The 13,882-nt window shown below is 55.0% G+C and carries 12 protein-coding genes; 6 read left to right on the top strand and 6 right to left on the bottom strand.

The window, feature by feature from the left end:
* Positions 1-67: 67 nt before the first annotated feature.
* The 5 genes from K0J45_RS07215 to K0J45_RS07195 all read left to right on the top strand — a co-directional run bounded on the left by K0J45_RS07215 (position 68) and on the right by K0J45_RS07195 (position 6,433).
* Positions 68-1,033, top strand: coding sequence for a TRAP transporter substrate-binding protein (locus K0J45_RS07215; RefSeq protein ID WP_220045243.1), 966 nt, complete (start codon positions 68-70; stop codon positions 1,031-1,033).
* 87 nt (positions 1,034-1,120) lie between these two features.
* Positions 1,121-1,759 carry a TRAP transporter small permease gene (locus K0J45_RS07210; protein ID WP_220044810.1) on the top strand — a complete coding sequence of 213 codons (639 nt, stop codon included), beginning with the start codon at positions 1,121-1,123 and terminating at the stop codon, positions 1,757-1,759.
* Positions 1,759-3,156, top strand: a complete 1,398-nt coding sequence (locus tag K0J45_RS07205; protein ID WP_220044809.1) for a TRAP transporter large permease — start codon at positions 1,759-1,761, stop codon at positions 3,154-3,156. Before K0J45_RS07210 ends, K0J45_RS07205 begins: the two co-directional genes overlap by 1 nt.
* 83 nt (positions 3,157-3,239) lie before the next feature.
* Positions 3,240-5,063 (top strand): sensor histidine kinase, encoded by a 1,824-nt coding sequence (locus K0J45_RS07200; protein WP_220044808.1) that lies wholly within the window; start codon positions 3,240-3,242, stop codon positions 5,061-5,063.
* A gap of 2 nt (positions 5,064-5,065) precedes the next feature.
* The gene (locus tag K0J45_RS07195; protein ID WP_011865241.1) at positions 5,066-6,433 is read left to right on the top strand and encodes a sigma-54-dependent transcriptional regulator; all 1,368 of its coding nucleotides are present in this window, start codon (positions 5,066-5,068) and stop codon (positions 6,431-6,433) included.
* A gap of 45 nt (positions 6,434-6,478) precedes the next feature.
* Here the strand turns inward: K0J45_RS07195 and K0J45_RS07190 are convergent, their stop codons facing one another.
* The gene (locus K0J45_RS07190) at positions 6,479-7,696 is read right to left on the bottom strand and encodes an MFS transporter (protein ID WP_220045242.1); all 1,218 of its coding nucleotides are present in this window, start codon (positions 7,694-7,696) and stop codon (positions 6,479-6,481) included.
* 201 nt (positions 7,697-7,897) lie between these two features.
* On the opposite strand from K0J45_RS07190, the gene K0J45_RS07185 reads away from it, so the two are divergent.
* Positions 7,898-8,788, top strand: coding sequence for a LysR family transcriptional regulator (locus K0J45_RS07185; protein WP_220044807.1), 891 nt, complete (start codon positions 7,898-7,900; stop codon positions 8,786-8,788).
* A 29-nt stretch (positions 8,789-8,817) separates the two neighbouring features.
* Here the strand turns inward: K0J45_RS07185 and maiA are convergent, their stop codons facing one another.
* The 5 genes from maiA to phhA all read right to left on the bottom strand — a co-directional run bounded on the left by maiA (position 8,818) and on the right by phhA (position 13,751).
* Positions 8,818-9,462, bottom strand: coding sequence for a maleylacetoacetate isomerase (maiA, locus tag K0J45_RS07180; RefSeq protein WP_220044806.1), 645 nt, complete (start codon positions 9,460-9,462; stop codon positions 8,818-8,820).
* 95 nt (positions 9,463-9,557) lie between these two features.
* Positions 9,558-10,544, bottom strand: a complete 987-nt coding sequence (locus K0J45_RS07175) for a fumarylacetoacetate hydrolase family protein (RefSeq protein ID WP_220044805.1) — start codon at positions 10,542-10,544, stop codon at positions 9,558-9,560.
* 246 nt (positions 10,545-10,790) lie between these two features.
* Positions 10,791-12,335 carry a transcriptional regulator TyrR gene (tyrR, locus tag K0J45_RS07170; protein WP_011865236.1) on the bottom strand — a complete coding sequence of 515 codons (1,545 nt, stop codon included), beginning with the start codon at positions 12,333-12,335 and terminating at the stop codon, positions 10,791-10,793.
* A gap of 233 nt (positions 12,336-12,568) precedes the next feature.
* The gene (locus tag K0J45_RS07165; RefSeq protein ID WP_011865235.1) at positions 12,569-12,907 is read right to left on the bottom strand and encodes a 4a-hydroxytetrahydrobiopterin dehydratase; all 339 of its coding nucleotides are present in this window, start codon (positions 12,905-12,907) and stop codon (positions 12,569-12,571) included.
* A gap of 46 nt (positions 12,908-12,953) precedes the next feature.
* Positions 12,954-13,751 carry a phenylalanine 4-monooxygenase gene (gene phhA, locus K0J45_RS07160; protein WP_220044804.1) on the bottom strand — a complete coding sequence of 266 codons (798 nt, stop codon included), beginning with the start codon at positions 13,749-13,751 and terminating at the stop codon, positions 12,954-12,956.
* Positions 13,752-13,882: the final 131 nt, after the last annotated feature.

The following is a 13,882-nucleotide window of genomic DNA, read 5'->3' as shown; positions in this document are numbered from 1 at the left end:
TAACAATAATAGGGATAACAAAATGACCAGACTCAACACCTGTACCTTTATCAAACAGATCGTCAAGATGACCTCAATCGCAGCCCTTCTGGGTGCCAGCTTAAACAGCTGGGCGGCACCAACGGAAATTAAGTTTTCCCATGTGGTGGCCGAAAACACCCCTAAAGGCCAGATGGCACTTAAGTTCAAGCAATTAGTAGAAGAGCGTCTACCCGGTGAATATCAGGTAAACGTGTTCCCAAACTCTCAACTGTTTGGTGACAACAACGAGCTCTCCGCCCTGCTACTGAACGACGTGCAGTTTGTCGCACCATCGCTCTCCAAGTTCGAGCGCTACACCAAGAAGCTGCAGCTATTCGATCTGCCTTTCCTCTTCAAAGACATGGACGCCGTTAACCGTTTCCAACAGAGCGACGCCGGCCAGCAACTGCTGAACTCGATGAAGCGTAAGGGCGTCGTCGGCCTGGGTTACCTGCACAATGGTATGAAGCAGTTCTCGGCCAGTAGCCCGCTTGTCCTGCCGGAAGATGCCCAGGGTAAGAAATTCCGTATCATGGCCTCAGACGTGTTAGCGGCCCAGTTCCAAGCGGTCGAAGCTATTCCGGTGAAGAAGCCCTTCTCTGAAGTCTTCACCCTGCTGCAAACCCGCGCCATCGATGGTCAGGAAAACACCTGGTCTAACATCTACTCGAAGAAGTTCTACGAAGTGCAGAGCAACATCACAGAGAGTAACCACGGTGTGCTCGACTACATGGTGGTCACCTCAAACACCTTCTGGAAGTCGCTACCCGCCGACAAGCGCAAGGTGATCAAGGCATCGCTGGATGAAGCCATTGCCTATGGTAACGAGATCGCCGCGGCCAAGGTGAACAAAGACAAGCAGGCCATCATCGACTCTAAGCGTTCTGAGGTCACCTACCTGACACCAGAGCAGCGCGCCGCCTGGGTCAACGCCATGAAACCAGTATGGGCACAGTTCGAAGATAAGATAGGTAAAGATCTTATCGATGCCGCCGTTGCCTCAAACGAATAATAAGCGCTAACCCACTAAACTTAATAGGAAAGCATTGAGGCCGTTTCCATGGCATTCGGCCTCTTTCCTATCTAAGGAGTCTTAGAGATGATGTCTCGCTTTTTTTCTCATATCGAAGAGGTGGTACTTAACGCCTTGATCACCGCCATGACCCTATTGGTCTTTGTCGAAGTGATCGCTCGTTTCTTCTTTAACACAGGTTTCCTGTGGATCCAGGAGCTAACGCTCACCATCTGCGGCTGGTTCGTGCTGTTTGGCATGTCATACGGCGTCAAGGTCGGTGCCCACATAGGCGTCGATGCCTTCGTGAAAAAACTCCCCGCCCAGGGACGTAAGTACACCGCCATACTGGCCGTAGCCATCTGTCTCATCTACTGCGGCATGTTCCTGGTCGGCAGCTGGGATTACCTGGCCAAGATGTATCAAATTGGCGTGCCCATGGAAGATATCGACTTCCCTCATTTTCTGATTGGCGGACTGGACGGCGACTTTGCCTGGGAATATCTGCGCATCGACGTCGAAGAGCCTGCTGTGCCGCTGTGGATCTCTCAAAGCATACTGCTCATCGGCTTTATTCTACTTACCTGGCGCTTCTTGCAGCTGGCTCTGGCCATCATCACCAATAAAACCGACGGCTTTGCCTTTGCCGATGAGGCCAAGGAGAGCATGCACCTTATCGATCAAGAGGCCCAGGCCGACGACAAGCAGTCGGGAGACCAAAAATAATGACTATAGCAACCCTCTTTATCAGCCTGTTTCTCTGTATGCTGCTGGGCATGCCGATCGCCATAGCCCTCGGCTTCTCCAGCATGTTGACCATATTGCTCTTCTCCGATGACTCACTGGCCTCGGTGGCATTGAAACTCTATGAGTCCACCTCGGAGCACTACACACTACTGGCGATCCCCTTCTTCATTCTGTCGTCGGCGTTTCTATCCACCGGCGGCGTCGCCCGGCGCATCATCGACTTTGCCATGGACAGCGTAGGTCATATCCGCGGTGGTCTCGCCATGGCCTCTGTGATGGCCTGTATGCTGTTTGCCGCGGTATCAGGCTCATCCCCCGCCACGGTTGCCGCGATTGGCTCTATCGTTATCGTCGGCATGGTTCGCGCCGGCTACCCTGAAAAGTTTGCTGCTGGGGTGATCACTACCTCAGGCACCCTGGGTATCCTTATCCCACCTTCTATCGTCATGCTGGTCTACGCGGCGGCAACGGAAGTCTCGGCGGCGCGTATGTTCATGGCGGGGCTTATCCCCGGCCTGATGATGGGACTCTTGTTGATGCTCGCCATCTATATCGTGGCCCGCATCAAGAAGCTGCCTTCCCGTCCCTTCCCCGGTTTTCGTCCCCTGGCCATATCGAGCGCCAAGGCGATGGGCGGCCTGGCGCTTATCGTTATCGTGCTCGGCTCCATCTATGGCGGTATCGCCAGCCCGACCGAGGCGGCGGCCGTTGCCTGCGTCTACGCCTATTTCATCGCGGTATTTGGTTATCGTGATATCGGCCCCCTGAAAAATGTCAGCTGGCGCGACAGCGGCGAGCCGCTGATCAGAGCCGTGCTGCGTAACCTGGGTTTCATGGTGCTGGCGGTTTTCAAGACCCCGGCCGACAAGGAGATCCGGCACGTGGTGCGCGATGGTGCTAAGGTCAGCATCATGCTGCTGTTCATCATCGCCAACGCCATGCTGTTCGCCCACGTGCTCACCACAGAGCGCATTCCGCATCTTATTGCCGAGACCATAGTGGGCATGGGACTGCCGGTATGGGGCTTCCTCATCATAGTCAACTTGCTGCTGCTGGCAGCGGGTAACTTTATGGAGCCATCGGCCATCTTGCTGATCATGGCACCTATCTTGTTCCCGATCGCCACCCAGCTGGGGATAGACCCTATCCACCTGGGGATCATCATGGTGGTGAACATGGAGATAGGCATGTTGACGCCGCCCGTGGGGCTCAACCTGTTTGTGACCGCAGGGATCACCGGACGCAGCATGGGGTGGGTGATCCACTCCTGTATCCCTTGGCTGGGGCTGCTGCTCTTCTTCCTGGCGCTGATCACTTATATTCCGCAGATCTCTCTGTTCCTGCCGGAATATATTGATAAGTTAAACGGTTATTAAATCACTTGATTTTGCTTAACAATTGGGCGAGTCTGAAACGGGATCTAATCGGTCCCCTTTCAGATTCGCTTTTTCAATTGGACATGCCTTATATGTCGAAAATTATAACAAGAAGAAAATACCTCGGCGTCGGCTTCATCATACTCCTGGGCCTCGCCTTTACCCTACGCGTCGCCTACTGGTTCCATCTGGAACATGGCTATGAGATGACGCGGCAACAATCCAACGCCCAGATGAAGGAGCTGCTTAGCTTCCTCTCGGGGTCTCTAAGTCGCTATGAGAGCATCCCCCATGTGCTCTCCACCAACCCGCTGCTGGCCAGCGCCCTGCTAAAGCAGGACGACCCCGATACCATCACGCCACTCAATCGCTATCTGGAGGAGATCCAGAGCATCACAGAGGCGCTGGATATCTATCTGGTCAATATCGACGGCGATGCCATCGCCGCCAGCAACTGGCAGCAGAGTTACTCCTTTATTGGCAAGAATTACGCCTTCAGACCCTATTTCAAGGATGCCATCGAGGGCAAGATGGGCCGCTATTTCGCCGTCGGCACCAGCTCGAACAAACGCGGCTACTACTTCTCCTATCCCATCTACAGCCACGGCTACCCGGTCACCCCCAGCCAGGGCGAGGCCAAGGTGTTAGGGGCGATAGTGGTAAAGGTCGATGTTACCGAGATAGAACAGCAGAGCACAGGCATGGCCAGGGGCAGCAACTATGAGTTCGCCATCAGCGACCCGGACCATATTATCTTCCTCTCCAGCCGGCCTGAGTGGCGCCTCACCGCGCTGACGCCTGTGACCCATCAGCTCAAGCAGCGCATCGAATCCTCGAGACGCTACGCCAACCGTGAGATCAGTCCGCTGGCGATAGAGCCCCCCTTTGCCCCATCCCTGGCAGCAGACTATCAGATCTATCAGATAGGCGATGACAAGCGCGGCGCCGAGTTTATGGATAACGCCGCCTACATGAGCGACGCGGGCTGGCAGGTGCATATCCTCTCGCCCATGACGCCCATCTACCGCTCGCTGCCGCCACTGCTGCTGCTCTATGGCGCCCTCTATCTGCTGTGCGCGCTGGCGCTGTTATTCGCCATCGAGAAGCGTAAGAACACCCGCCGCATGCAACAGGCCCATGAACAGTTAGAACAAAGGGTCAAGGAACGCACTCAGGCGCTGGAGACCAGCCATCAACAGCTCAAAGAGGCCCAGGATGAGTTGATCCAGGCCGCCAAGCTGACGGTGATCGGCAGCCTGTCGGCCAGCATCAACCATGAGATCAACCAGCCGCTGGCGGCGATTCGCAGCTATGCACAGAACACCCAGACCCTGCTCTCCCGCGCCAAGTGGGACGATGTCTCCAGCAACATAATGACCATCATAGAGCTCACCGACCGTCTGGCAGCCATAGTTTCGCAGTTTAAGAGCTTTACCCGTAAGAGCCAGGGCAACGACAAGGCGATTAGCGTGGCGCAGTGCATCAGGGATGCGCTGACCATAGTCCAGCCCGAGGTGGACAAACAGGGGATAGATCTGGTGCTCAACAACACAGAGTGTCAGACGCTGCTCTGGGGCGACCCGATTAGGCTACAGCAGGTGCTGATCAACCTGATGAGCAATGCCATGGTGGCCATGCGCGCCAGCAACCCGAAACAGCTGATCATAGGCGTGGTGGTGAGCAATCGGCTGGAGATCACCATAGAAGATACAGGTACCGGCATAGATGAGAGCCAGATGCAAAAGATCTTCGACCCTTACTACACCAGCTCGCGCCAGGGGCTGGGCTTGGGGCTGTCGATCTCCCGGCGTATCGTCGAGGCGATGCAGGGTAAGATAAGCGTTGCCAACCGCAAACAGGGCGGCGCCATCTTCCAGATCACCTTGCCCATACATGCAGTAGGATAACGATGCAAAATCAAGTTTTTAATCAATACGACATCTTAATCGTCGATGACGAGCCCCTGATAGGCTCGGCGCTGGTACAGCTGTTTGAACTGGAATCCTACCGCGCCCTGGCCCTCACCGACGCCAAACAGATTGGCCTGGGCCTGCCCGACAACTGGCCGGGCATAGTGATCTCAGACGTGAACATGCCAGATATTGACGGCCTGTCGCTGATGCGCACCCTGCTGGCTCAGGACAAGGATATTCCCATCATACTGCTGACCGGCCACGGTGATATCGCCATGGCGGTGCAGGCGCTGAAACAGGGAGCCTATGATTTTATCGAGAAACCCTTTAACAATGAGCACATGCTGGATATCGCCAAGCGCGCGCTGGAGAAACGCGCCCTGACCCTGGAAAACCGCAGCCTGAAACGTGAGCTGGAATCCCAGAGCACCCCAGGGCCGCGCATTCTGGGCCACAGCCCGGGGATCAAGCAGATGCGCCACATCATCCATCAGGTGATCGACATGCCCGCCGATGTGTTAATTGAAGGCGAGACAGGCACGGGCAAGGAGCTGGTCGCCCGCTATCTGCATGACCATAGCCCTCGAGCCGAGGCCAACTTCGTTGCCATCAACTGCGGCGCCATCCCAGAGACCATCATAGAGAGCGAGCTGTTTGGCGCCGAATCTGGTGCCTTCACCGGCGCCGATAAGACACGTATCGGCAAGTTCGAGTATGCCAACGGCGGCACCCTGTTTCTCGACGAGATTGAGAGCACGCCGCTATCCTTGCAAGTTAAGCTGCTCAGGGTATTGGAAGACAGGAAGGTGGAGCGCCTCGGCTCCAACAAGAGCATAGACTTAGATATTCGCATCATTGCTGCCACTAAGGTGGATCTCAAGAGCCTGTGCGACACCGGCGAGTTTCGCCAGGATCTCCTCTATCGCCTCAATCTGGTGACAGTGCCGATTCCAGCCCTCAGGGAGCGACGCGAAGATATCGGCCTGCTGTTTCTGCATTTCGCCCGAGTCGCCTCGGCCCGCTATCACAAGGCCTTGATCCCCCTGACGGCCGAATACACGGCCCAGCTGGTCTCACACGACTGGCCTGGCAATGTCAGGGAGCTGCGCAATCTGGCCGAGCGTTATGTGCTCTTAGGGCCAGAGGCGGCCTTTGCCACCTCCCTAGGGCAGAGCAGTCAACTCAACGCCAACATGTCGCTGCAGCAGCGGGTGGAGTTTTTCGAGCGCCTGCTGATCGAAGAGGCGCTGAGCAATAACAAGGGCAGCATCAAGCTCACCATGGAGCAGCTGGAGCTGCCGCGCAAGACCCTCTATGACAAGATGCAGAAGTTCGGCCTCAACCGTAAGACCTTTATCAACTAATCGAAGCCCTAAGCGTTAGCCAGCCAGTCTTTGAGCATAAGCCCGTTAGCTAGCCGCATCTAACAGCGGCGCGCGCTGCCTATGGGTGCGCTGCAGCATCACCACCAAGAGGATCACGCCGCTAAGCAGGGTCAGGCTGCCAGCCACCACGCCGCTCCAGCCCCAATGCTGCCAGAAGGGCAAGAGGAAAGGCCCGCCCAGCGCCGCCCCCAGATAGTAGCTACACAGGTAGAGCGCCGTGGCTTTTGCCCTGTGCTGCTGGGCGCGCTGTGCCACCCAGGCATTACAGACACTGTGGAAGGTGAAGAAACCAAAGCTCGACAGCAGGAAGCCTATAACGATGGCGCTGCTGGTATCCCCCAGGGTCACTAGACTACCGACACACATCATCACCGCCGAGAGGATAAACAGTGGCTGACGTCCCAGGCGGGTCACCCACTTGGCGGAGCGAAATGAGGCGTAGGTGCCGCTCAGATAACAGAGGAAGATCAGGGTGACCTGAAACTTGCCCCAGCCAAACGGCGCCTGCATCAGGTGCAGCTGGATATAGCTAAACTGATTGACCATCACCATGAAGGCCAGTGCCCCCAAGAGGTAGAGCTTCACCAAGGTGGCATCGCCAAGGTGCAGGCCAAAGCCTTTGAGATCGGCGAGGCCAAAACCGCTCTTGTGTTGACGGCGACGGATCCGCACCCGGTCGAGTCGCGGCAGTAAGATAAGTACACCCACCACGCCAGCCAGGGTCAAGACACTAACCAGGCCCATGGCCTCTACCCAGGTCAGATACTCTGTCATCAAGCCGCCGAGCAGGCGCCCGGCGATGCCCCCCAGACTGTTGGCGCCGATATAGATGGCCCCCGCCTTGAGTAGCACGCTGGTATCGAGCAGATCCTTAAAATAAGCCATGGCAATGGCGGGCACCGCCGCCAGCAGTATCCCCTGAAACAGGCGCACCGCCACCAACGCCGAAAAATCCTGCACCCAGATCAACATGAGATCCGCCACCACAAGTAGCGCCAGGCTCCAGAGCAGCGGCTTACGCCTGCCTAGCTTGTCAGACAGGGTGGCGTAGAAGAGCAGCGCGAAGGCCATGGAGAAGCTGGTCACAGACAACAACAAGGTGGCGTGGGCCGGCGACACGCTAAAACTGGTCGCGATCAGCGGCAACATCCCCTGCACCATATACAGGTTGATGTAGATCACCACGGAAGCCAGAGAGAGGCCCCAGATCAGACGAAGTTGTAGTGGACGGCTGGCGGTCATTTTGTCGCGCTCAATAGGATAGATAGACACAGGCTAGCACCGGCGCTAACATAACAAAAATAGATTATAACTATGATGTCGATAACAACTTGTTATAGACAATTCCGATGACCAATGCTTGAAAACAATCTGCTAAAAAAGCGCTTAAGACAATGGTGCTAACTCAGCGTGATAGAAAAATGCGAGAAGGTGGGATGAAAGATGGATATCAAACAGCTTAGGCAGTTCGAGGCGCTGGCGACCAAGGGCAGCTTTACCCTGGCGGCCAAACAGCTCAACCTCGCCCAGCCCGCCCTGAGTCAAGGGATAAAACGCCTCGAAGAATCCCTCGGGGTCACGCTCGTCAACCGTAACAAACACTATCGCGGTCAGGATGGCAGCCGCCTCACCCTCACCGCCGAAGGCGAGGCGCTGGCGCAACATGCCAGGCTGATCCTCAAGCAGGTCAAACAGGCCGAGGCCCATATTAAATCCATGGCCAACCTCACCAAGGGCGAGGTGCGCATCGCTGTGCCCGGCATGCTGGGCTCCTACTACTTGCCCTCTCGCTTGATGGCCTTCAGGCACAGGTATCCGGATCTCAAGCTCTCCCTGTTCGAGGGCGGTACCCGAGACAGCCTGCGCATGTTGCAAAACGAAGAGGTGGATATCGCCATCATCACGGGCCAGGATCTGCAGCCTAATTTCGACAGTCATCTGCTGCTCAGAGAGCAGATGGTGGTGGCCGTGGGAGAAGATCATCCCTTGGCGGAGCACAAAGGGATCACCCTAGAGCAGTTTTTCGAGCAGGAGCTGGTGATGTTTAAACCCGGCTATTTCCACCGCGAGTGGATGCTGTCTCAAGCCAAGGCGCTGGACCTCGAGGTCAATATCGCCTTCGAGACTAACCTTATCAACCTGATCAAGCAGGTGGTCGCCCAAGGATTTGCCATCACCAGCGTACTGGAGATGGTGATCGAGGCCAGGGATCCTATCCGCGCCATCCCCTTCTCACCTGCGGTGCATCTAGACCTGCATATTGCCTGGAATAGAGAACGCCCCATCGGCCTTGCCGACAGGGCGTTCGTCGAGTTCTTGATGAATAACCCTTAGCGAGGTGCTAACGGCTTCATGAGACCAATCTAACTGGCATCGGCCTGACGCTCGGGCGCCGCCAACTGGAAGGCGTCAAGCTTATGGCAGTTATCCCAGATACGGCGAATGTTGGGATAAGCGCCTAAGTCGACCTTGAAACGATTGGCGTTATAGATCTGAGGGATAAGGCAGAGATCCGCCAGCGTCACCTCATCACCATAGCAGTAGGTGCCGGCGTGCTTTTCCAGCTGCTTCTCGAAGGCGCTAAAGCCCTGATGGATCCAGTGATGATACCAGGCGTTCTTGGCGTCCTCATCGAGCTCAAGCGTGTTGGTGAGATACTGCAACACCTTAAGGTTATTCAGCGGATGCACCTCACAGGCGATAGAGAGTGCCATGGCGCGCACCTCGGCTCTCGCCTTAGGATCTTTTGGCAGCATCATAACGCCGCCATATTGCTCGTCGAGATATTCGATGATCGCCAGCGACTGAGACAAGACAAATTCATTGTCACCCTCGATCAGGGTTGGCACCAGCTCCTGGGGATTGAGCGCAACGTATTCAGGCAAGTGCTGCTCGCCGCCATTCTTCACCAGATGCACAGATTCGAGCTCTGCATCCAGTCCCTTCAAATTCAATGCGATACGCACCCGATAAGCGGCGCTGGAGCGCCAGTAGCCCAATAATTTCATCACATGGCTCCTTTTCTCTCTCCGCCCATTGCCCGGCGGCTGTTACAAAAACGGGGCAACCTTGGTCGCCCCGAAGTCTCAAAAGTTTTTGAGAGTTAACCTTTGTACTCAACAACCTGCTGATCGATGGCACCAAAGATAGATTGCTCATTTTCATCCAGCATCTCGATACGCACGCGATCGCCGAAACGCATGAATGAGGTCGATGGCTTACCGTCGCTGATGGTCTCCAGCATACGGGTCTCGGCCAGACAGCTAGAGCCAGCGCTGCGATCATAGTTAGAGATGGTGCCCGAACCTATGATGGCGCCGGCGCCCAATGGACGAGTCTTGGTGAAATGGGCAATCAACTGACTGAAGTTAAAGGTCATGTCAATGCCACAGTTTGGCTTACCAAACAGCTCGTTGTTCAGATGGGTGATCAGCGGCAGATGCACCTTAGACTCATGCCACTTGTCACCCAGCTCATCAGGAGTCACGGCAACAGGTGAGAAGCTGCTTGATGGCTTAGACTGGAAGAAACCGAAGCCCTTGGCCAGCTCGGCTGGGATCAGGTTACGCAGCGACACGTCGTTCACCAGCATCAGCAGCTTGATATGCTTCTCGGCCGAATCAGCGTCTATGCCCATAGGCACGTCGTCGGTGATCACCGCCACCTCAGATTCGAAGTCAATGCCCCACTCTTCGCTGGCCAGCTCGATATCCGCCTTAGGCGCAATAAAGCTATCAGAACCGCCCTGATACACCAGAGGATCTGTCCAGAAGGTTTCAGGCATCTCTGCGCCGCGGGCCTTACGTACCAGCTCAACGTGGTTCACATAGGCGCTACCGTCGGCCCACTGATAGGCACGTGGCAGCGGTGACAGACACTTGTTCTCATCGAAATCAACCGTGTTGTCGAGCACGCCTTGGTTAAGGGCCTCATAAAGCTCTTGCAGTTGCGGCTGAAGCAGATCCCAGGCGTCGAGCAGCTGCTGCATGGTGTGCGCGATGGCCGGTACCGCAACAGCCTTGGTTAGATCTTTACTCACAAGCATCAGCTGACCGTCACGACGGCCGTTGTTATAACTTGCTAACTTCATACCCACTCCTTCCGAATTCTTTTCTTGCCAGACCTTAGGGGCGCGCCGCTAACGGGTCTGGGACTATCAATTTGGCATAGAAATACCCTATGCGCCTCAAGATAGGAATAGCGTGATACAAATCACACTCCTTCCCCTAACATTCAAATTTGTAAACAATTCATGACAGGCAGAGAGAACCCCAAATTCATGGGGTTTCGGCCTTGTCTCTGCCTAGAAAACCGCCAGCCAACTGGCAATAAGGTTTTACATCCCTTTTTGCTTGCTGATCTTATATTCCCTCAGCTTGTTGGCGATAGCCGTGTGAGACACCCCAAGTTTCTTCGCCAGCTGGCGGGTACTGGGGTAAGCCGGATAGAGACGTCTGAGCAGACTCGCCTCAAACTGCTTCATCGCCTGATCCAGACTGCCCTCAAACTGATGATCGAAATAGCCAAAGCCCTCGGCGTATGACGGTAGCTTGAGCTGATCCACCGTCAGCTCCGCCGAGCCATCCCACATGGATACCGCACGGAAGATGGCGTTTTTCAGCTGGCGCACGTTACCCGGCCAGGCGTAGCCCAGCAGATGCTCGCGGCATGGAGCCGAGATACGGCGAATGGGGATAGACAGCTGCTGACTGTAATGCTCGAGGAACATCTCGGTCAGGGGGATCACATCCACCTTGCGCTCGCGAAGCGACGGCATATGGAAGCTGAGCACATGGATGCGATAGTAGAGATCTTCGCGGAACTCGCCGGTTTGACATAGTTCGGCCAGGTTCTTCTGGGTCGAGCAGATGATGCGCACGTCAGAGCGCACCTCCACATCGCCGCCTACTCGGCGGAAGGTGCCGTCCTGCAGCAGGCGCAGCAGTTTGACCTGGGCCGCCTTGGACATCTCCGCTATCTCATCTAAGAAGACGGTGCCGCCCTTGGCCTCCTCGAAGAAGCCGCGCTTGACCACTTCACCACCGCTGACATAACCGAAGAGCTCCTCTTCGGCGGCGCTGTCAGGCATGGCGGCGCAGTTAATCGCAATAAAGGGGTGCTCACGACGCATGCTAGCATCGTGGCAGGCTCTGGCCATCAGCTCCTTGCCTGTGCCCGTCTCACCCGTGATCAGCAGAGGCGCATCGAGCTGGGCCATGCGTCTGGCCTGCACTAACACCTCTTTCATCTTGTCGCTGACCGCCAGCACATTCTCAAATCCTGTGGTCTGATTCTGTAGGGCGTTAAACTGCTTGCCGACCCGTGCGGGCGATTTGAGGGAGACTACGGCACCGGCCAGAATGGTCTTGTCGTTCTCGTCAGGCAGATAGATGGGCAGCATCTCGGCCAGGTATTCGCTCTGGCCAATGTTAACCCGTGTGGCCTGGGCCAACACCAGCGGCTCGCTGAGCCAGCGGTTGAAGTTAAAGCCCTGCACCCAATGATTGAGGGGTTCGTCGAGCACCTCGTGCTCACCCATGTTGACCGTCATCAGCGCCGACTCATTGACGATGCGGATCCGCCCCTTAACGTCGATGGAGAAGACAGAATCCGGCAGCGTCTTCAACAAGGTCTTGAGCGCGTAATGCTCCTGCTCGGAAGGCATGAAAGAGACTGTGCGCACATCATGCACCCCTTCCACCTTCCTGATTAACGGCAGCAGCTCACTGAGCACATCAAAGTTGACCTCAGCAAACTGCAGATAGAGAAATCCCTGGTTACTGGCGTCGATAGCTATCAGGTTAATGCCATAGCCTTCGAGGATCACCAGAATGTCTTTTGCTAGACCCACGCGGTCGATGCAACTTACTTCTAAGCGCATACCCTTTCGTCCCTTTTTATATTTATTACTTCACGGTTTTTGGGATTATCGCGAGCACGGTTGCGTCTCATGCCAGAAAAAATGTGACACGCCACGCAGAAATGCCGATAAAACGCCTATACGTTAGAGTGTAATGAGATTTGTGGCAAGAGTTGTTTACACCGGATTCGAAAAGCAACCAAAAAAACAGCGCCATAGCTAGGCTATGACGCTGTTTTTAAATCAATTTTAACTTAGTCCAATAACTGGTCTGTCTTGGCCGCCATGATGAAATCGTTGCGGTGCAGGCCCTTGATGGAGTGAGACCACCAGGTCACGGTGACCTTGCCCCATTCGGTTAGAATGCCGGGATGATGAAACTCTTCCTCGGCTAAGTCAGCCAACTTATTGGTAAATTCCATTGCCAGCTTAAAGTTTTTAAACTTGTAGACACGCTCAAGCTGCATGATACCGTCACGCACCTCGACGCCCCAATCTGGGATCATGCGGATCAGCTCGGCCAACTCGGCGTCTGTCACCTTAGGCGCGTCGGCCTGGCAGGCTTCGCATTTCATTTGGGCTAATTCAGTCATACTTCTTCCTTCTGATTTTCTTATCTGGCTCTATTAACTGGCTTGCTTAACTGGCTTTCGATTTTGGCTCAAACATGGGGGCATGTAGCCCTAACTGACGCGCCTTAGTCACGGCACCCATGATGTCCATTTTGACGATTTCGTCTAAATAATCAATTGAATCAATAGCGTAATAAATTGGCTGCATGATATCGATTCGATAAGGGGTTCTTAAGATATCCAACAGATCGAAAGGCTTCACCACCGGGGTGTCGCTCATGGCGTATAGCGTCTCACCTGGCGAGCTTAATATGCCGCCGCCGTAGATCTTCAGCTCATCGTTGGCCTGACGGATCAAACCAAACTCCACGGTAAACCAGTAGAGTCTGGCGAGAAAGACACGCTCCTCTTTTGAGGCGGCCAGACCCAACTTACCGTATTCGTGAGAGAAACGAGCAAATGAAGGATTGGTCAGCAGCGGACAGTGACCGAAGATCTCGTGGAAGATATCGGGCTCCTGAAGGTAGTCGAACTCCTCCTTACTGCGGATAAAGGTGGCAACCGGAAACTCCTGGTTGGCCAGCAGCTGGAAAAACTTCTCAAAAGAGATCAGCGCCGGCACGGCGGCCGTCTTCCACCCAGTGGCCTGTTGCAGCACAGCGTCTATTTCGCCGAGCTGCGGGATGCGATCTGCGGGCAAGGCAAGATCTTCGAGCCCTTTCAGGTAGGCATCACAGGCATAATGGGGCAAATTGCCTTTCTGTCTGTCATACAGCGCTTGCCAGATCTCATGTTCATTGTCAGGGTATTGGATGAACCCTTGGCTATCAGGCAGTCTGGCCTGATACGTAGTTTGTTTACTCATGATAAATACAACACAAATGACTGCTCCTGCCTCCATATTTGACTAAACGCCAGAGTTTGTTAACAGGATCACACTTTATAATTTGGCTGCCGCGCCGCTCAAGATGTAACCTCAAATTTACATCAGGCAGA

The organism is Shewanella alkalitolerans, assembly GCF_019457575.1.
Classification (GTDB): Bacteria; Pseudomonadota; Gammaproteobacteria; order Enterobacterales; family Shewanellaceae; genus Shewanella; species Shewanella loihica.
The sequence above is the reverse complement of the archived record's forward strand: the minus strand, read 5'-3'. Positions and strand labels throughout refer to the sequence as shown.

What these genes read in the sequence shown, in the direction of transcription:
- K0J45_RS07175 (WP_220044805.1), bottom strand. Translation starts at nt 10,544, where the DNA reads ATGAAGTTAGCAAGTTATAACAACGGCCGTCGTGACGGTCAGCTGATG.
- K0J45_RS07210 (WP_220044810.1), top strand. Translation starts at nt 1,121, where the DNA reads ATGATGTCTCGCTTTTTTTCTCATATCGAAGAGGTGGTACTTAACGCC.
- K0J45_RS07195 (WP_011865241.1), top strand. Translation starts at nt 5,066, where the DNA reads ATGCAAAATCAAGTTTTTAATCAATACGACATCTTAATCGTCGATGAC.
- K0J45_RS07190 (WP_220045242.1), bottom strand. Translation starts at nt 7,696, where the DNA reads ATGACCGCCAGCCGTCCACTACAACTTCGTCTGATCTGGGGCCTCTCT.
- K0J45_RS07200 (WP_220044808.1), top strand. Translation starts at nt 3,240, where the DNA reads ATGCCTTATATGTCGAAAATTATAACAAGAAGAAAATACCTCGGCGTC.
- maiA (WP_220044806.1), bottom strand. Translation starts at nt 9,462, where the DNA reads ATGAAATTATTGGGCTACTGGCGCTCCAGCGCCGCTTATCGGGTGCGT.
- tyrR (WP_011865236.1), bottom strand. Translation starts at nt 12,335, where the DNA reads ATGCGCTTAGAAGTAAGTTGCATCGACCGCGTGGGTCTAGCAAAAGAC.
- phhA (WP_220044804.1), bottom strand. Translation starts at nt 13,751, where the DNA reads ATGAGTAAACAAACTACGTATCAGGCCAGACTGCCTGATAGCCAAGGG.
- K0J45_RS07205 (WP_220044809.1), top strand. Translation starts at nt 1,759, where the DNA reads ATGACTATAGCAACCCTCTTTATCAGCCTGTTTCTCTGTATGCTGCTG.
- K0J45_RS07165 (WP_011865235.1), bottom strand. Translation starts at nt 12,907, where the DNA reads ATGACTGAATTAGCCCAAATGAAATGCGAAGCCTGCCAGGCCGACGCG.
- K0J45_RS07185 (WP_220044807.1), top strand. Translation starts at nt 7,898, where the DNA reads ATGGATATCAAACAGCTTAGGCAGTTCGAGGCGCTGGCGACCAAGGGC.
- K0J45_RS07215 (WP_220045243.1), top strand. Translation starts at nt 68, where the DNA reads ATGACCTCAATCGCAGCCCTTCTGGGTGCCAGCTTAAACAGCTGGGCG.